This window comes from Streptomyces albospinus (assembly GCF_014648695.1).
Taxonomy (GTDB): domain Bacteria; phylum Actinomycetota; class Actinomycetes; order Streptomycetales; family Streptomycetaceae; genus Streptomyces; species Streptomyces albospinus.
This window is the reverse complement of record NZ_BMRP01000007.1, coordinates 224657-242883: the sequence shown is the minus strand read 5'-3', so window position 1 is coordinate 242883 and position 18227 is coordinate 224657. Positions and strand designations below refer to the sequence as shown.

Here is an 18227-nt window from a genome sequence, read left to right as displayed (position 1 = left end):
CCCGCCGGACCACCGCACTGTCCACAGCCTGTGGACAGTGCCGTCCGAAGCGGCGTCCGAAGTGATGCCGAAGCGCCGACCGGTGTGCCGACCGGCCGTCACACCGGGTGCGCCCGCACCGGAAAGGAGATCATTATGGCGCCGCCCGCCCGCCGTACCGGCCGTTCGCAGCCCTCAGCCGCCCGGCGTCACCAGCCGCGCCTCGTACGCGAACACCGCCGCCTGGGTGCGGTCGCGCAGGCCGAGCTTCACGAGAATCCGGCTGACATGCGTCTTCACGGTCGATTCGGCGACGACGAGATGCGCCGCGATCTCACCGTTCGACAGCCCCTGGGCCACCAGCACCAGCACCTCCGTCTCCCGTTCCGTGAGGTCGCCGATGCGTTCCTGGGCCGGCGCACGGGGCGCGCCGAGCCGGGAGAACTCGCTGATCAGCCGCTTGGTGACGGTGGGGGCGAGCAGCGCCTCCCCCGAGGCGACGATCCGGACGCCCTCGGCGAGCTGGCCGGCCGAGGCGTCCTTGAGGAGGAAGCCGCTGGCTCCGGCGCGCAGCGCTTGGTAGACGTACTCGTCCAGGTCGAAGGTGGTCAGCACGAGGACCTTGGCGTCCGCGTCGGCGGCGACGATCTCGCGGGTCGCCTCCAGGCCGTTCATCTCCGGCATCCGGATGTCCATCAGGACGACGTCGGGCCGGAGGACCGCGACCTTGTGCACCGCCTGCCGGCCGTCGACGGCCTCGCCGACGACCTCGATGTCCGGCATGGCGTTCAGCAGCACGGAGAAACCCTCGCGGACCATCACCTGGTCGTCGACGATCAGCACCCGGATCATGCGGCACCCCCGCCCGCCGTGCTCTCCCCCGCCGTGTGCGCCACGGGAATGAAGGCCGCGACCTCGAAACCGCCGTCCTCGGTGTGGTCGGCCGTTATCTCACCACCCAGCATCTGCACCCGCTCCCGCATACCGAGCACCCCGTGCCCCGCGCCCGGGGACGGCTTGGCGAGCCGGCTCGGGGCGCCGTTCACGATCCGCAGTCCGAGCCCGCCCAGCACGTACGAGATCTCCACCCGGGCGTCCGCGCCCGGCGCATGCCGCAGCGTATTGCTGAGCGCCTCCTGCACGATCCGGTACGCGGACAGTTCGACGCCCTGCGGCAGCGGCCGGGGCGCCCCGGTGATCACCGCCTCGACGGTCAGACCGGCGCTGCGCACGCTGCCCAGCAGCGAATCGAGGCTGGCGAGCGTCGGCTGCGGGGCCTCCGGGTCGCTCTCGGCGAAGGCGTCCGGGTCCTCGGAGCGGACCACGCCCAGGATGCGGCGCAGTTCGGTGAGCGCGGCGACCGCGTTCTCGCGGATGGTGGCGAAGGAGGTGGCGAGCTCGGGCGGGGTGTCCGCCACCCGGTAGGGCGCCGCCTCGGCCTGGATGGCGATCACCGACATATGGTGCGCGACGACGTCGTGCAGCTCACGGGCGATCAGGGCGCGCTCCTCCAGCAGGGTGCGCCGGGAGCGCTCCTCGGCGGTGGCGCTCTGCGTCTCGACGACCTGCCGGCGCTCCTCGCGCCAGGCGCGGATCGCCGCGGCGGAGACGAGGACGACCCCGGAGAAGAAGGCCACCTCCGTCATGTCGCCCGCGACACCGCCGCCGGTCAGCGTCGACAGCACCCCGCCCAGCCCGAAGGTGACCAGCCACATCTCCACGGCCAGCCGCGGCCGGGTGCGCAGCACCACCAGCGTCATCACGACGAGGTGGATGGCGAAGGCCGCACCGCCCCACGGGCTGCCGTACGGACCGAAGACCCGCATCCAGACCAGCCCCAGGACAACCGCCAGCAGCGACAGCCAGAAGGCGCCCACCGGCCGGAAGAGGGTGAGCGCCGGCGGCGCGGCGAGCAGCAGCGCGGACACGATGCCGAGCACGCCGCGGATCGGGCCCATCTCGTAGCCCGCGGTGAAGCTCGCGAGGAAGACGCACACCGCGAAGAAGCCGACGGCGGAGTGCGGCAGCCAGCGCGCCGCGCGCTTGACCCGCCCCGGCAGCCACCCCACCCAGCGGTCCAGCTTGGCGTCGTCCAGCGGCGGCATCGGGCGGAGGGCGAAGGCGTCGACGAACAGGTCCTGGCGCAGCGTGTGCAGCGCGCCATGGGCTATGCGGGCCTCCGAGCGCAGAGTGCTCTGCGTCTGGGTCGTCTCATTCACGCAGACAACGGTAAGCAGCGACGGCCGTCCGGGCGTCCCCACGGAAGCGGATCTGCGGGCGTCCGTCTCAAGTACTACGCGGGCGGGAGCGGCTGCCCCGCAGGTCACAGGGGGCGGCGGGCGGTCGCCGATGCCGCTGGGGTCATATCGGTCACATCCGGATATCCAGCGCAAGCCAGACGGGCTTCGCGCGGGCGGTCCGCCCTCGCGCCGGCCGGCCGCCCACCTGCCCCGCCCCGCCCGTCAGCCCGCCCGCCGGCCCTCGTCGAGCAGCAGCGCGAGGAGGGTTCGGAAGGCGGCGGTGCCAGGGGTGACGGGTGCATAGTGGCCGACGCCCGGGAGTTCGCGGAGCTCCGTGGCGGCGGGGTGGGCGGCGGCGTAGCGGCGGGAGAGATCCGGCGGGACGTCCGGGTCGGCGGTGCCGTGCAGCAGCGTGACGGGGACGCCGGCGGGCCCGTGGGCCATCGGGTCGGCGGCGGCCAGGCGTTCCGCGAGGCCGGGCCCGGCGCCGAGCAGCTCGGCGACCGCGCCGTTGCTCAGGCCCAGTTCATGGGCGCGAGCCAGGTCGGCGACCGGCGAGACCGCGACGACCCGGGTCACCGGGGTACCGGGGCGGGCGGCGGCGAGCAGCGCGAGGTGCCCGCCCGCCGAGTGCCCCACGAGGACGACGCCACGGCGGCCCGGCGCGACCCCCGCCGCACCACCGGACCCACCACCGGATCCCGCACCGCCGGACCCACCACCGGACGTGGCACCGGCCCCCGCCACGGACCCGAAGCCGGCCGCCGCGCCGACCGCCGCGCCGATGGCCGCCGCCACGTCCGCGAACGTCCGCGGCGCACCGCCGCCCGCGCCCACCCGGCGGTATTCGGCCAGGGCGACCGGCAGACCGGAGCGGGCCAACTCGGCGGCGCACGGCGACAGATGACGCCGGTCGTACGCCGCGCGCCAGAAACCGCCGTGCAGCAGGACCACCACCGGACCGCCGGGACCGGCCCCGGCCCCAAGCTCCGCCACAGCCCCAGGCGCCGCCCCGGACCCCGGCTCCGGCTCCGGCTCCGGCCACGACCCGTACAGGTCCACCACCTGGTCCGGATGCGGCCCGTACGCCACCGTGCGGACCGGCGCCACCGGGGCGAGCCCCAGCAGCGCCGCCTCCTCGTCGGCCGCGCTCACCCGCCGTCCCCGCCGGCCACCGGGCCCTCCGCCGGCGGCACCGCCGCCGTGGCCGTCCCGGCGTCCGCGGCCGTGTCGCGGTCCGCCTGCTCGCGCAGCACCTCACCGAGCACCCAGGCCGCCCGCTCCGCGTCCGCGAAGGTCGTGTAGAGCGGGGTGAAGCCGAAGCGCAGCACATCCGGACGGCGGAAGTCGCCGACCACACCGCGCCGGATGAGCTCTTCCATCACCTCACCGGCACCCACGGACTCCAGCGACACCTGGCTGCCGCGCCGCCGGTGCTCGTACGGCGTGACCGAGCGGACCCGGCCCGGCGGCGCGTACTCGTTCACGCACTCCAGGAAGAAGTCGGTCAGCGCCAGGCTCTTGGTGCGCACCTCCTCGATGGAGACGCCGTCCCAGATCTCCAGTGCCGCCTCCAGCGCCAGCAGCGACAGGATGTCGGGGGTGCCGACCCGGCCGCGCAGGATGCCGCCGGCCGGGGTGTAGCCCGGGTCCATCCCGAACGGGTCGGCATGCGAGTTCCAGCCGGGCAGCGGCGACTCGAACCGCTCCTGGAGGCTCTCCCGGATGTAGAGGTACGCGGGCGAACCCGGGCCGCCGTTGAGGTACTTGTACGTGCAGCCGACGGCGAGATCCACCCCGTGGGCGTCCAGCCCCACCGGCAGCGCACCGGCGCTGTGGCACAGGTCCCAGACGGCGAGCGCGCCCGCGGAGTGCAGCGCGGCGGTGATGCCGGGGAGGTCGTTGAGCTCGCCGGTGCGGTAGTCGACGTGGTTGACCAGCGCGAGCGCGGTCCGCTCGGTGACCTCGTCGGCGATCCGCGCGGGCTCGACCGGGCGCACCGCGAGACCGGCCATCCGGGCCGCCGAGCGCGCGATATAGCCGTCGGTCGGGAAGGTCGTGGCGTCGACCAGGATTTCCGTACAGCCCTTTCCGGCCATCCTGATGCCGCCGACCACCGCCTTGAAGATGTTGACGCTGGTCGAGTCGCCGACCACCACCCGGCCCGGCGCCGCCCCGACGATCGGCGCGATCCGGTCGCCGACCCGCTCGGGCGCGGTCCACCAACCCGACTCGGTCCAGGACCGGATGCGCAGCTCGCCCCACTCGCGGGTGATGACATCGGCGATCCGGCCGGGCACCGAGCGGGGCAGCGCGCCGAGCGAGTTGCCGTCCAGGTAGACGGTGTCCTCGTCGAGGACGAAGCGGTCGCGGGTCGCGGTGAGCGGCCCGGCCGCGTCCAGCTCCGCGGCGCGCGCCGCCTCCTTGCGCAGGCCCGAACCGCCGGACGCGCCCGCGGGCTGCCGCGGGGCCGCGGGACGCTCCGGGCTCCCGGCACCCTCGGGGCGCTGTGCCCCGGTGTTCTCAGAACTCTCAGACATGGCTTCGCGCCGTCCACAGCTCGGGGAAGACGTTCTTGCGGGCCCGCTTCTCCAACCAGGCGACTCCCGCGGATCCACCGGTACCCATTTTCGCTCCCATCGCCCGCCGCGTCGCCACCAGATGGTCGTTGCGCCAGCGCCAGACCAGCTCGGCGACATCGGTCAAGAGCTCACCGAGCCGGACCAGTTCGGACTCCTGCGGCCCGGCGAAGATCTCCGCCCACACCGCCTCGACGGCCGGGTCCGGTTCGTAGCGCAGCGCCGGGTCCCGCCGGAGCACGGCCGACGGGACGGCATGGCCGCGGCGCGCGAGCAGCCGCAGCACCTCGTCGTACACGCTCGGCTCCTGGAGCGCCTTCTCCAGTTCGGCGTGCTCCTGGTCGGCGCCGCGGTGCGGCACCAGCATCGACGCGGACTTCTCGCCGAGCAGGAACTCCAGCCGCCGGTACATCGCGGACTGGAACCCGCTGCCCTCGCCGAGCGCGGCGCGGTAGGAGTTGAACTGCGCCGGGGTCAGCCGGGCCAGCGGCTTCCAGGCGGCGTTCAGCGCCTCCAGCTCGTACGTGGAACGGCGCAGCGCGTCCATCGCCACCGTCAGGTCGTCGCGGCGCAGCGCCTCGGCGGCGGTCTGCCACTCATGGACGATGACGGTGAACCACAGCTCCATGACCTGGGTGGTGACCAGGAAGACCATCTCGCCGGGGTCGTCGGAGAGCGGCTGCTGGAGATGTGTCAGGACGCGCGCCTGGACGTAGTCCTCGTACGGGGTGGTGGTGCCGCTGCCGATGCTCAGATCGGGGCCGAACGGCGGGTCCGCCTCGGGGGCTGCGGCGTCCGGGACCGCGGCGTCCGGCGCAAGGGCCGGCGGGCGGTACGCGGGATCGGTGGGAGACGGATGCGACATGAGGGACTCCTCAGGTGCGAACTCCGGGTAGCGGTCCGCTCCTTCCTTGTCGGCACGGGAGCCCCGGTCCCCTCAGGCTCGGGATGACCCGGCCCACTGAAATCATCCGCGCTGGGCTACGACCGCGCAAGGGCCGGCCGCGGTCTTGCGGCCGGCCCCTGGGACCTCGTCCCGTCCGGTCGGACACCCGTCCCATCCGGTCAGGACACCCGTCCCATCCGGTCAGTGCGCCCTTCCCGCCCGGCAAGGACACCCGCCCCGCCCGGTACGGCGGGCGCTCGCGTCAGGACAGCGTGTCGGCCGCGGTCGGCGAGGAGTCGCGCAGGAAGGCTGAGCAGCGCTCGTACTCCTCCTGCTCGCCGATCGCCTGGGCGGCGCGGGCGAGGGCGTGCAGCGCCCGCAGGAAGCCGCGGTTGGGCTCGTGCTCGAAGGGCACCGGGCCGTGGCCCTTCCAGCCGGCCCGGCGCAGCGCGTCCAGGCCGCGGTGGTAGCCGGTGCGGGCGTAGGCGTACGACTCGACGGTCCGGCCGGCCTGGAAGGCGTCGTCCGCAAGCTGGGCCCAGGCCAGCGAGGAGGTCGGGTACTTCGCGGCGACATCGGACGGCGCCGTGCCCGACGCGAGCAGCTCGCGGGGCTCGGGGTCGTCGGGCAGGTGGGTCGGGGACGGTCCCCCGAGCAGATTCTCGTGAATGGGCATGGTTCCCAGTCTGCCTGGTCGCTGCGCTTGGCCGGGCCCCCGCGTTGTCGGCTTTCTCGCCGTTCCGCTGCGCCTGGGCTGCTTCCCACGTTGTCGGCCTTCTCGCCGTGGGGGTTTGCCGGTGTTGCGCCTTTGGCGGGGCACCCCACGTTGTCGACCTTCCCGCCGTCGGGGCTTGCCGCCGTTGCGCCTTTGGCAGGGCGCCCCCGCCTTGTCGGCCCTCCCGCCGAGGCTTGCCGCCGTTGCGCCTGCGGCGGGCGTTGTCCGCTGCGCGGGGCTTTCGGGGTGCGGTGACGGGCCTCCGGGGCGTCACCTCCCGTGGGTGGTGGGGAGAAACGGTGGGTGGCGGTGAGGTGAGTGGTCTTGTGCGGCTATGGCTCCGTGGTGCCGGCCTCGCCCGGGTCCAGGGGCGGTGCGGTTACGCCGCAGTGGTACGTGCACTCGGCGTGGCAGGGCTCCGGGGCCTGGTCCGAGGCGCGCAGGACATCGCTGCGGACGGTCAGCCAGGCGATCAGCGCGCCCACCAGCAGCACGAGTGCGCACAGCAGCATCGCTCGGCGGAAGGCCGCCGAGAACTCGGCCGCCGAGCGGTACGCCTCCGGGCCCATCCCGGCCAGCAGCGGCAGCGCGGCCACCGCCATCAGGCTCGCGGCCCGCGCAGCCGCGTTGTTGATGCCGCTGGCCAGGCCCGCCCGGTCCACGTCCACCGAGGCCAGCACGGTGGCGGTGAGCGGGGCGACCAGGGTCACCATTCCGGCGCCCAGCACCACCAGCGCCGGCAGCACATCGGCGACGTACGACGCGCCCGGGCCCACCCGGGTCATCAGCAGCATCCCGACTGCGCAGAGCACCGGCCCGGCGGTGAGCGGGATCCGCGGCCCGATGCGCTGACCCAGCTCGCCCGAGCGGGCGGACAGCAGCAGCATCAGCACGGTCGTGGGCAGCAGCGCCGTACCGGCCTGGAGCGCGGAGTAGCCCACGACGACCTGGAGCTGGAGCACGGCCAGGAAGAAGAACCCGCCGAACGCGGCATAGACACACCCCGTCACCGCGTTCACCGCGGTGAACTGGCGGAGGGCGAAGATCTCCGGCGGCAGCATCGGATCGGCCCGCCGGCGTTCCACCCGGACGAACGCCACCCCGAGCAGCACGCCGGCCACCGCGGGCCCGATCACCCCCGGCGCTGCGCCCCGCCCCGGCGCCTCGATCAGCGCATACGTCACCCCGGCCAGCGCCAGCGCGCCGAGCACCGCGCCCGGTACGTCGAAGCCGCGCACCCCGCGGGCGCCGCGCTCGCGGGTCTCCGGTACGTGCCGCAGCGCCACCGGCACGCAGACCGCCGCCAGCGGCACGTTCAGGAAGAACACCCAGCGCCAGCCGGCCCCGTCCACCAGCCAGCCGCCGATGAACGGGCCGACCGCCGCGGCCACCCCGCCCAGGCCGGACCAGGCGCCGACCGCCCGCGCGCGGTCGTTCGGGTGGAAGACGGCCTGTATCAGCGCCAGCGAGCCGGGCGTGAGCAGCGCCCCGCCGACGCCCTGGAGCGCCCGGGCCGCGACCAGCACCCCGGCGTTCGGCGCCAGTCCGCACACCAGCGAGGCCGCCGCGAACCACACCACACCGATGACGAAGACCTTGCGCCGCCCGAGCCGGTCGCCCAGCGCCCCGCCCAGCAGGATCAGCGAGGAGAGCGTGAGCATGTAGGCGGTGACGGTCCACTGGAGCACCGCGAGATCAGCGTTGAGGTCCGCGCCGATCCTGGGCAGCGCGACATTGACGACCGTGCTGTCGAGCATCGCCATGCCCGACCCCAGAACGGCCGTCGTCAGCACCCAGCGGCCCTGCGGCGAGGCCAGCCGGACCCCGCCGGGCTCATCCATGGCGCGGCTCACTCATACCGTGAGCATGCCCCGATCCGCGCCCGCCCGCCCCCTCGGTCGGGCCCGGGACGCGGCAGGGCCCCGTACCCGGAACGGATACGGGGCCCTGGTGAACCGCTTGCCGGTTACTTCAGCTTGGTGCCCGTGGAGCGCAGGTTGGCGCATGCCTCGGTGACCCGCTTGGCCATACCGGCCTCGGCCAGCTTGCCCCAGCTGCGCGGGTCGTAGGTCTTCTTGTTGCCGACCTCGCCGTCGACCTTCAGCACGCCGTCGTAGTTGCGGAACATGTGGTCCGCGACCGGGCGGGTGAAGGCGTACTGGGTGTCGGTGTCCAGGTTCATCTTGACCACGCCGTTCTCCAGCGCGGTGGCGATCTCCTGCTCGGTGGAGCCGGAGCCGCCGTGGAAGACGAAGTCGAACGGCGCGGTCTTGCCGTACTTGGCGCTGACGCCCTCCTGGAGGTCCTTCAGCAGCTCGGGACGGAGCACGACGTTGCCGGGCTTGTAGACGCCGTGGACGTTGCCGAAGGAGGCGGCGAGCAGGTAGCGGCCCTTCTCACCCAGGCCCAGCGCCTCGGCGGTACGCAGCGCGTCCTCGACCGTGGTGTAGAGCTCGTCGTTGATCTCGTGGGTGACGCCGTCCTCCTCGCCACCGGTCGGGGTGATCTCGACCTCAAGGATGATCTTGGCGGCGGCGGCCTTGGCCAGCAGCTCCTGGCCGATGGCCAGGTTGTCGGCGAGGGTCTCGGCCGAGCCGTCCCACATGTGCGACTGGAACAGCGGGTTCTCACCCCTGGCGACGCGCTCCGCGGAGATGTCCAGCAGCGGGCGGACGTAGCCGTCCAGCTTGTCCTTGGGGCAGTGGTCGGTGTGCAGCGCCACGGTGATGTCGTACTTCGCGGCCACGACGTGCGCGAACTCGGCGAGCGCGACGGCGCCGGTCACCATGTCCTTGTTGTACTGGCCGCCCAGGAACTCCGCACCACCGGTGGAGATCTGGATGATGCCGTCACTCTCGGCCTCGGCGAAACCGCGCAGCGCCGCGTGCAGGGTCTGCGTCGAGGTCACGTTGATGGCCGGGTAGGCGAACTTGCCCGCCTTCGCCCGGTCCAGCATCTCGTTGTAGATCTCAGGAGTTGCGATGGGCATCTGTCCGCTCCTTGTATGTGCGGGGTGTGCGTTCTTGGCCCTGACCAGGGGGCGACGACTTCGCCGTGGCACATCTTCCCAGACTCGCTGCACAGCTCCACATCGCCCGTATGGCGGGCCGGCGCGTGCGGTGCGCCGTTTCACGTGAAACAGCGCACCGCGTTTCCCGTGAAACGGCGTACGGGCTCGGCCGCGGCACGGCGCACGCGTACCAAAGCCGCAGGTCAGAGCGGGCCATGCGACCCGGTCCTCAGCTGAGGCCGAGATCCCCGAGCTGGTACCCGGTGATGTACGGGAGCCCGGCGTCGGCAATGGCCGAGGCGGCACCCCGGTCAACGATGGTCGCAACAGCAACCACCTCGGCCCCGGCCTCCCGCGCCGCTTCGACGGCGGTCAGCGGCGAGCCGCCGGTGGTGGAGGTGTCCTCGACGACCAGCACCCGGCGGCCGGTGACGTCCGGGCCCTCGATACGGCGCTGCATACCGTGGGCCTTCTGCGCCTTGCGCACGACGAACGCGTCCAGCCGCCGGCCGCGCGCCGCGGCGGCGTGCAGCATCGACGTCGCCACCGGGTCGGCACCGAGCGTCAACCCGCCGACCGCGTCGTACTCCAGATCGGCGGTGATGTCCAGCATCAGCTGACCGACCAGCGGCGCCGCCTGGCTGTCGAGGGTGATCCGGCGCAGGTCGATGTAGTAGTCGGCTTCCTTGCCGGAGGAAAGCGTCACCTTGCCGTGCACCACGGCCTTGTCCTTGATCTGCGCCAGCAGCTCGCCGCGCACGTCGTCAGTCATGCGCATGAGCTTAAGACAGAGCGCGTGGACGCCGGGCCCGCCGGCTACAGCGTCCGCCAGGTCCACGTCGTGGAGATCTCCAGCGGATCGATCGGGGTGACCAGGCGCGGTGCGGTGTTCAGCCCGTTCGGCGGGCCGGACTGCGGCTCGACGCAGACCGCCGCCTCCTGTTCGTCGTAGATCACGACCCATTCGGCGCGGCTGGACACCGTCAGCTCCAGCCGCCCCGGCCACGTGAGCGTCACCTCGACACCGCGCGGCATGCCGAAGCAGTCGTCCCAGGGGCCGGGCTTCGGCGGGATCCGGCGGCCGGTCGGCAGGTGGTCCGGCCCCCGCTCCTCCTGCCACTCGGCGGCGAAGTCGATACGCACGTCGTCGCCCGCACCGAGGTTCCGCAGGAACCACGGGTGCCAGCCGGCCTGCGCCGGGAACGAGTCGCCGGTCGCCTCGACGCCCATGGTGAGCGTCAGCGAACCGCCGTCCTCGGCCAGCTCGACGACCTGGGTGACGGTCCCCGGATACGGCCACGGGGCCGCCGGATCGGCCAGGTCGTAGGTGAAGGCAGCAGCGGTGCCGCCGGTCCGGGCGGTGCGCCAGCGGATGTCGCGGCCGGTGCCGTGGATGGCGTGCGGCGGCGAGTTGACCGGCATCTGGTGCTGCTCGGCGCCGTTGCGGAACCGCCCGTTCTCGATCCGGCCGCACCACGGAACCATCGGGAAGCAGCCGTACTTGTCGCCCTGCCGCAGCAGCTCCGTGCCGCCGACGCGCAGGCTGCCGAGCCGGCAGCCGTTCTCCGGGTGAACGGTCAGTTCGGTGTCTCGGGCGGTCAGCCGTACGCCGTCCGCCCCGCGCGCATCGGCCGCGCTCTGCGTGGTGTTCTCGGTGCTCACGGAAGCGACCCTAGCGGTGCTCCGGCAACCTCGCCGGTGCACCGCCACCGACAGGGGACCGACGCCGCGACGGCCGGACCAAAACCGCTCCGGTCAGCGGCGGCGCCGCAGCACCCGGCCGACGACCACCGCCGACGCCAGCACCACCGCGGCGGCGGGCGCCGCCCAGCGCAGCGTCGCCGAGCCCCCGCTCGTCTCGGGCGCGGGCACCGGTGCGTACCGGCCGCGCGGCGGGGCGTGGTCCACCTCCTCCGCGCTGCGCCCGATCATCGTCCGGCGGGCGTGCGCGGCCTCCGCGGGCACCGCGCCGTGCACGGCGCCGATGCCGTCCGGCGCGGCCAGGCCGTCCCCGAGCTCGTCGTCGAGATCGCCCTCGTCGTCGACGTCATCGATGTCCTCGGCATCAGCGGCGGAGAACTCGTCCGCCGCATCGGCCACGGCTGCCTCCTCGGCGTCCGCGACGACGCTGACGTCGTCCTCCGCGTCGCTGAGCGGATCGAGCGACGGCGGCGGCACCTCGGTGTCGAAGATGCTCTGCGGCACCGGCCCGGCGCCGGACTCATCCTCGGCCACCGGCCGCTCCTCCAGATCGGCCGCGAGGTTCTCCGCGAAGCGGTCCAGCAGCCGGCGCCCGGCGGCCTCGGCGGTGTGGCCGTCGGCGGTGGCCAGCCGGCCGTCGCTGCGGACCGTGCCCCGGCACGTCAGCGTCGTCCCCGGGCCGGGCTCGGTGGCGGGGGACAGCCGTACGGTCAGTGTCAGCGCCACCGCCCCGTCGCCGCGCGTCTCGGCACCGGTCGCCTCGACGGTCAGCGGGGCGGTGCCGCCGTCCGCCGCGCCGCCGCTGACGGTCAGCGCCCCGCGGTAGGTGATCGTGGAGCTCCCGACGCGCAGTCGCAGCCGGCCCTCGGGGCGGTGCGGGGCCGCGTCGGCGTCGAGTTGGACTCCCGGGACGCAACGCGCCACCCGCTCCGGCTCGGTGAGCGCCTGCCGCACGGTCCCGACGGGGAACGGAACGTACACCTCATGCTCCATGACATGGGAGCCTAATTCCTTCGCAAGCGCCACGGGGAGCCCTTGGTGGATGTCCGTGGCGTTCGCGTCGGGCCCGCGCGCTCACTCCAGATACCGGGGTCGCATCAGCGTCGACGCCGACAGGCCGGGGATCCGGTCCCGTACCGCGCCCTGCCGGCTGGCCCGCACCTCGCCGAGGACGACGGACGCCGCCGACGGCCCGTCGGGCGCCGGGGCCAGCCGCGGCGGCTGCCGCCCGGCAAGGAGGAAGCCCCAGTACCGGACGCCGCACGACGGGGCGGCGGGTGGGGTCCGCCAGAGGTGCGGCACCGTCGTGGACGCCCGGTCGTCCGTCCCGGACCGCCCGAACTCGACGTACGGCGCGACCGAGCGGTCGGGGCCGCCCGAGAAGTCCGAGAGCCGGCCGGGGATGCGGTACGGGAGGGTCGCCAGGCCCACCGACCGCAGGGTCGCGTCCACCGTCCAGTACGTCCGCGGCCGGGCGCACGGCGGACCGGCGTGCACCACCATCCGGCCGTCGTCGGCCAGCAGCCGCAGGGCGAGACCGTAGAACTCCTGGGAGTAGAGCTTGGTGCTCGCGGTGATCCCCGGGTCCGGCAGATCGGAGACGATCACGTCGTACCGCTCCGGACGCCGCCAGGCGCCCGAAGTGCCCTGCTGCCGCAGCCAGTTGAACGCGTCGGCGGCCACCACCCGCACCCGCGGATCGCCCAGCGCCTGCCCGTTGAGCGCCGACAGCCCGGGGTCCGTGCGCGCCAGCCGCACCACCCCCGGGTCGATCTCGACGACGGTGACCGAGCGGACCGTGCGGTAGCGCAGCAGCTCGCGCACCGCGAGGCCGTCCCCGCCGCCCAGGACCAGCACCCGGCGGTGCGGACCGCCCGCCATCGCCGGGTGCACCAGCCCCTCGTGGTAGAGGAACTCGTTGTCCGCGCTGACCTTCAACCGCCCGTCGAGGTACAGCTCCAGCGGCCTGCCGGAACCTTTCCTCCCCCGTCCCGCACCGCTTCCGCCGCCGCGCCACCGGCCCGTGCCGCCGGTCAGCACCACTTCCTGGACGCCGGTCTGCACCGCGACCCGGGCCACCGCCCCGTACACCGCCTGCCGGGCGGCCTGCTCGAACGGCCCGGCGAGCGCCACGCCGGTGGCGAGCAGCGCGAGCACCAGCACATTGGCGACCAGCAGCGCCCACCGCGTACGGGCGGTCAGCTCGCGCCCGAAGAGCCACAGCACCAGCACCGCACCGGCCGCCGCGTTGATCCCGCCGGTGACCAGCGCACCCGTCAACTGGCCCAGGCAGGGCAGCAGAAGAAAGGGGAAGGCCAGCCCGCCGACCAGCGCGCCCACGTAGTCGGCGGCGAACAGATCGGCCACCGCGCCGCCCGCGTCCTGCCGGCGCACCCGCTGGATCAGCGTCATCAGCAGCGGCACCTCGGCGCCGATCAGCGTGCCGATCGCCAGCGAGAAGCCGACGAGCACGGAGCGGGACTGCCCGAACCACGCGAAGCAGGCGTAGAGCGCCATCGCGGAACTGCCGCCGACCAGCGCGAGGGCCGTCTCGACCACCCCGAAGCCGACCGCGGCCCGGCAGCGCAGCCGCTTGGCCAGCAGTGCGCCGACCCCCATCGCGAAGACCATCACGGAGAGCACGACGGACGCCTCGGTGACCGAGTCACCGATCAAGTAGCTTGCCAGGGCGACCAGTTCGAGCTCGTAGACCAGGCCGCAGGCCGCGCAGACGAAGACCACCGCGAGCACCAGCACCCGGCCGATCCCGGACGGCACCGGCAACCGGGCCGGCAGCGCGATCTCGGGCGGCCCGAGGGGGCCGGCAAGGAAAGGCTCTGGCGGGTCGATCATGACATGAACGCTACGTGACGACGAGGTGGCCCTATGTCACCCACACGAGTGCACTCTGGGTGCCACAGACACCAGTTGGCACCAGCGCGGACGCGGCGGACCGAGGGCCGAAATCACCGCCGCCAGCGCCCGTCCGGCGGTGGGGACGGACCTCAGGCCGCGACCGGCGCCCGCACCCCCACCCGCGTACGGGTCGCCACCAGCCGCCCCTCCTGCGGATAGGCGTGCCAGGTCCGCCAGCGCACCTGCCCCTGCTGACGCTGCGCCAGCATCGCGGTGAAGGCGTGCGGCGAGCCGGGGAAGGTGCCGGCGAGGCCGTGCGGATGCTCCGCGACCAGCGCGAGCAACTCCTGCGCCCGCCCGGCGAACGAGCCGCGCGAGAGCGTCTCGACATGCGCCGCGAACTCGTACTCCCAGTCACCCAGCCGCTTGGCCACACCGAGCGGCAGCGGTGTGCTGCTGCCCGGCATACAGGCGACCGTCTCGGAACAGTTGCCGTGCTCCTCTTCGAGCAGCACCTGATGAGAAGCCCCGAGCAGCCTCAACTGCACTCGGGCGTCGTCGAGTTGGAGGTCCAGTACAGCCAGGGCCGGCAGGGGTTCCCTGCCCAGGGCCCAGGCCAGATCGGATGCGCGGGTATCGGTGTACGCCGTATTCAGGGTCGTGAGCATGGGTCGGCTCCGCAAGCACGCAGTGGATGGTGGGCCGGTCCGCCCGAGAAGGATCAGGGATGTACGACTGCCTGCCGGCTCGTGCCCACGTGGGGTCCGAGAACTGGGGGATTCTCAAAGGAGAGGGAATCATGGATGGCGTGCCGCCCACAGCGATTTTACCCATCTTCGCCGGGTTTCCATCCCCTAGAGGGCCATACAGTTCACCTGTTCAACAACCAATCCCACAAAGGGTGTTGAACGTTTCGCGGCATGCGCCGGACGCATATTCAAGGCCGCATGGGCGGCCTGCATGTGTGCCGCCGGAGACCGGGTACGAGCACGACACAACGGCCATTTCCACCGCGAGAAGCGGTGTGCCCACAGCCGGGCGCGGGACACGCGCCACGACCGTGGGCACATACGTGCGGGTTCCCCCGAGGGTCTGTCAGGGCACCCTTGAGGCGGCGTCTCAGGAGCTGCCGCAGCCGCCACCGCCGCAGGACGAGTGCCCGCCGCAGGAGTGGCCGCCGTGGTGGCCGCCGCCACCCCCGCCGCACGAGTGGTGATGGTGGTGGTGCCCGCCGCTCGAACCGGAACCGGCGTCGCCGGCCCCGGCCACCCACCAGCTGCCGCCCCCGCCGCTGCTGCGGGAGCCCTTGGACGCGCCGTACTTGGTCCGCTTCCTGTCGGAGCCGCCCCGCGAGGCCACCGCCACCAGTCCCAGGACCACCACGCAGATCACCGCGAAAAACAAAAGGCCCGTCATTCCTGCCTCACACCCCTTCCGTTCCCCCGAAGCGAGGCATCGCTCCGTCCGGCGCCGGTGCGCCGCGCGGCGCCGTACCGCGCCGCCGGCCGCGCTCTCCGGCGGCCGTCATGCTCTGTTGTGCTGGGGCTGATGCCCCGCCCATGAGGGCTCAAAGCACAGTTGAGGAACTCCAGAGGTTCGGCGCAGGATGGCGCACATGGACCGACCGCTGCTCAACCGCCGCCTCGCCGCCTTCGGCACCACGATCTTCGCCGAGATGTCGGCGCTCGCCCAACGCACCGGCGCCATCAACCTCGGCCAGGGCTTCCCCGACGCCGACGGCCCGGAGGAAGTCCGCGAAGCGGCGGTGCGCGCCCTACGGGACGGCCGCGGCAACCAGTACCCGCCGGGCCCCGGGATCCCCGAGCTGCGCACCGCCGTCGCCGCCCACCAGCAGCGCTTCTACGGGCACCTCGGGCTGTCGTACGACCCCGACACCGAGGTCCTGGTCACCGCCGGGGCCACCGAGGCCATCGCCGCCTCGCTGCTCGCCCTCCTCGAACCGGGCGACGAGGTCATCGCCCTGGAGCCGTACTACGACTCGTACGCCGCCTGCATCGCGATGGCGGGCGGCAGCCGCGTCCCGGTGACGCTGCGCCCGTCCCCCGGGACCGGCACGTACCACCTCGACCTCGACGAGCTGCGCGGTGCGGTCACCGACCGCACCCGCCTCATCCTCCTCAACACCCCGCACAACCCCACCGGCACCGTCCTGACCCGCGACGAACTCACCGCCGTCGCCGAACTGGCCGTGGAGCGGGACCTCCTGGTCGTCACCGACGAGGTCTACGAGCACCTCGTCTTCGAGGGCGAGCACCTCCCCCTGGCGTCGTTCCCCGGCATGCGCGAGCGCACCGTCACCATCGGCTCGGCCGGCAAGACCTTCTCCTTCACCGGCTGGAAGGTCGGCTGGGTCACCGCGTCCCCCGAGCTGACCGCGGCCGTCCGCTCCGCCAAGCAGTTCCTCACCTACGTCTCGGCCGGCCCCTTCCAGTACGCCGTCGCCGAGGCCCTCGCCCTCCCCGACGGCTACTTCACCGCCTTCCGCGACGACCTCCGCGCCAAGCGCGACATCCTCGCCAACGGCCTCACCGACGCCGGCTTCCAGGTCTTCCGGCCCGCCGGCACGTACTTCATCACCACCGACATCCGCCCGCTCGGCGAGCAGGACGGCTTCGCCTTCTGCCGCGCCCTGCCCGAGCGCGCCGGCGTGGTCGCCATCCCGAACGCCGTCTTCTACGACCACCGGAACCAGGGCGCCCCCTTCGTGCGCTTCGCCTTCTGCAAGAGCACCGCGACCCTGGAGGAGGCGGCGGGTCGGCTGAAGCGGCTCTGAGACCGCGGTCCTCCCAGGAGGGGGCCGCCACCCGTTCGGGCGGCTGCGGTCGCGGGCGGGGGCGGGGCGCGGGGAGTCTGGGTGCGGACCCGGCCACGACCCCTCGGACAGGCGCCGGCGGTCCGGTGCCGTGTCCTGCCTCCGGCGCGGAGGCGCGCCCCCGACCCGGAGGTGTTCCGTGTCCGCCGAGACCGCCGAAACACCGGAGACCGCCGAGCCGCCGGCCGCGGGGCGGGCGGGGGCGGAACCGGGCGGGCGGCCGGGGTCCGTCGGAGAGCGGGTGCGGGAGGCGCTGCGGCGGGCGCGGACCGCGCTGGTGCTGTTCGCCGCGGTCCGGGCCGCCGGGATGCTGTGCACCGTGGGGTGGGCCCGGCACACCGGGCGGCACCCGCGGACGCTGCTGGGCGGGTCGTGGGATTCCCGGTGGTACGTGAGCATCGCGCTGCACGGTTACGGGGCGCCGGTGCCGGCCGGGATGTGGCCCGATCTACCGGTCGCGGACCTGGCGTTCTTCCCGCTGTACCCGTGGCTGGTGCGGGCCGTGGGGACGGCGGTCGTCCCGGTCGGGGCGGTGAATGCCGCCCTGCTGGTCTCGTGGGCGGCGGCCGGGGTGGCCGCCTGGGGGATCCACGCGGTCGGGGAGCGGCTGTACGGGCGGCGCACCGGAACCCTGCTCGTCGTCCTGTGGGCGCTGCTGCCGCACGCCGTCATCGAGTCGCTGGCGTACACCGAGTCGCTGCTGACCGCGCTGTGCGCCTGGTCGCTGTACGCGCTGCTCACCCGGCGCTTCCTGTGGGCCGGTGTGCTGGCGGCGACGGCGGGGCTGGCCCGGCCCAGTGCGCTGGCCATCGTGGCGGCGGTGGGGGCGGGGGTGGCCGCGGAGGTGTGGCGGCAGGGGAGCGGCGGTGCCGGGGAGGGCGGCGGCCGGGGCCCGGGGCTGCGGCTGGTGGCGGCCGTACTGGTCGCGCCGGCCGGCTGGCTGGGTTATGTGCTGTGGGTCGGTGCGCGGACCGGCGGCGGGCCGCTCGGGTACTTGGACGTCCAGGAGCTGTGGGGATCGCGTTTCGACTTCGGGCACGACACGCTGCGGGAGATCAAGCACCTGGTGCTCGCCGGCGCTCCGCCGGTGCACTTCATGGCGGTGGCGGTGATCGCCGTGGCGCTGCTGCTGTACGCGCTGCTGGTGCTGGACCGGCCGCCGGTGGTGCTGCTCGTCTACACCACGGTCCTGGTCGCCATCGCGCTCGGCGGTACCGGCTACTTCCCGTCGAAGCCCCGCTTCCTGCTGCCGGCCTTCCCGCTGCTGCTGCCGGCGGCGCGGGCGCTCGCGCGGGCCCGGATCCGCACCGCCGTCCCGGTCGCCGGCGCCCTCGCCGCGCTCTCGCTCGGGTACGGGGTCTACCTGCTGACGATCGCGTCGCTGCCGCTGTGACGCCCTCCCTGGGGGCGCGCCACCGTAACGGCGTC

At 73.6% G+C, this 18227-nt stretch carries 16 protein-coding genes; 2 read left to right on the top strand and 14 right to left on the bottom strand.

What is annotated here, in order from left to right:
• Positions 1-174 precede the first annotated feature (174 nt).
• The 14 genes from IEZ17_RS12995 to IEZ17_RS12930 form a co-directional block, all read right to left on the bottom strand.
• Positions 175-831 (bottom strand): response regulator, encoded by a 657-nt coding sequence (locus IEZ17_RS12995; RefSeq protein ID WP_189299615.1) that lies wholly within the window; start codon positions 829-831, stop codon positions 175-177.
• Positions 828-2198, bottom strand: coding sequence for a sensor histidine kinase (locus tag IEZ17_RS12990; protein WP_229852206.1), 1371 nt, complete (start codon positions 2196-2198; stop codon positions 828-830). Before IEZ17_RS12990 ends, IEZ17_RS12995 begins: the two co-directional genes overlap by 4 nt.
• Before the next feature lie 243 nt (positions 2199-2441).
• A complete protein-coding gene (locus IEZ17_RS12985; protein WP_189299613.1) occupies positions 2442-3374 on the bottom strand; it encodes an alpha/beta hydrolase family protein in 933 nt (310 codons plus the stop codon).
• Positions 3371-4759 carry a kynureninase gene (kynU, locus tag IEZ17_RS12980; protein WP_189299611.1) on the bottom strand — a complete coding sequence of 463 codons (1389 nt, stop codon included), beginning with the start codon at positions 4757-4759 and terminating at the stop codon, positions 3371-3373. The genes IEZ17_RS12985 and kynU overlap by 4 nt, the downstream gene beginning before the upstream one ends.
• Positions 4752-5663 (bottom strand): tryptophan 2,3-dioxygenase family protein, encoded by a 912-nt coding sequence (locus IEZ17_RS12975; RefSeq protein ID WP_189299609.1) that lies wholly within the window; start codon positions 5661-5663, stop codon positions 4752-4754. Before IEZ17_RS12975 ends, kynU begins: the two co-directional genes overlap by 8 nt.
• A gap of 283 nt (positions 5664-5946) precedes the next feature.
• Positions 5947-6360, bottom strand: coding sequence for a DUF3151 domain-containing protein (locus tag IEZ17_RS12970; protein ID WP_189299607.1), 414 nt, complete (start codon positions 6358-6360; stop codon positions 5947-5949).
• A 371-nt stretch (positions 6361-6731) separates the two neighbouring features.
• Positions 6732-8240: an MFS transporter gene (locus tag IEZ17_RS12965; RefSeq protein ID WP_189299605.1), complete on the bottom strand. Its 1509-nt coding sequence runs from the start codon at positions 8238-8240 to the stop codon at positions 6732-6734.
• 125 nt (positions 8241-8365) lie between these two features.
• Positions 8366-9388 carry a class II fructose-bisphosphate aldolase gene (gene fbaA / locus IEZ17_RS12960; protein WP_189299603.1) on the bottom strand — a complete coding sequence of 341 codons (1023 nt, stop codon included), beginning with the start codon at positions 9386-9388 and terminating at the stop codon, positions 8366-8368.
• Positions 9389-9638: 250 nt separating this feature from the next.
• A complete protein-coding gene (gene pyrE / locus IEZ17_RS12955; RefSeq protein WP_189299601.1) occupies positions 9639-10181 on the bottom strand; it encodes an orotate phosphoribosyltransferase in 543 nt (180 codons plus the stop codon).
• A 44-nt stretch (positions 10182-10225) separates the two neighbouring features.
• A complete protein-coding gene (locus IEZ17_RS12950) occupies positions 10226-11071 on the bottom strand; it encodes an aldose epimerase family protein (RefSeq protein ID WP_189299599.1) in 846 nt (281 codons plus the stop codon).
• Positions 11072-11164: 93 nt separating this feature from the next.
• Complete coding sequence (locus tag IEZ17_RS12945; protein ID WP_189299597.1) at positions 11165-12103, bottom strand: SRPBCC domain-containing protein; 939 nt, start codon at positions 12101-12103, stop codon at positions 11165-11167.
• 81 nt (positions 12104-12184) lie between these two features.
• On the bottom strand, positions 12185-13963 hold the full coding sequence (locus tag IEZ17_RS12940) for a polyamine aminopropyltransferase (RefSeq protein WP_189299595.1): 1779 nt from the start codon (positions 13961-13963) through the stop codon (positions 12185-12187).
• A gap of 152 nt (positions 13964-14115) precedes the next feature.
• On the bottom strand, positions 14116-14634 hold the full coding sequence (locus IEZ17_RS12935) for a DUF2617 family protein (RefSeq protein WP_189299593.1): 519 nt from the start codon (positions 14632-14634) through the stop codon (positions 14116-14118).
• A 451-nt stretch (positions 14635-15085) separates the two neighbouring features.
• Positions 15086-15382, bottom strand: a complete 297-nt coding sequence (locus IEZ17_RS12930; protein WP_189299591.1) for a hypothetical protein — start codon at positions 15380-15382, stop codon at positions 15086-15088.
• 199 nt (positions 15383-15581) lie between these two features.
• Between IEZ17_RS12930 and IEZ17_RS12925 the strand changes: the two genes are divergently transcribed.
• The gene (locus IEZ17_RS12925) at positions 15582-16760 is read left to right on the top strand and encodes a pyridoxal phosphate-dependent aminotransferase (protein ID WP_189299589.1); all 1179 of its coding nucleotides are present in this window, start codon (positions 15582-15584) and stop codon (positions 16758-16760) included.
• A gap of 178 nt (positions 16761-16938) precedes the next feature.
• On the top strand, positions 16939-18192 hold the full coding sequence (locus IEZ17_RS12920) for a putative hexosyltransferase (RefSeq protein ID WP_229852205.1): 1254 nt from the start codon (positions 16939-16941) through the stop codon (positions 18190-18192).
• Positions 18193-18227 lie beyond the last annotated feature (35 nt).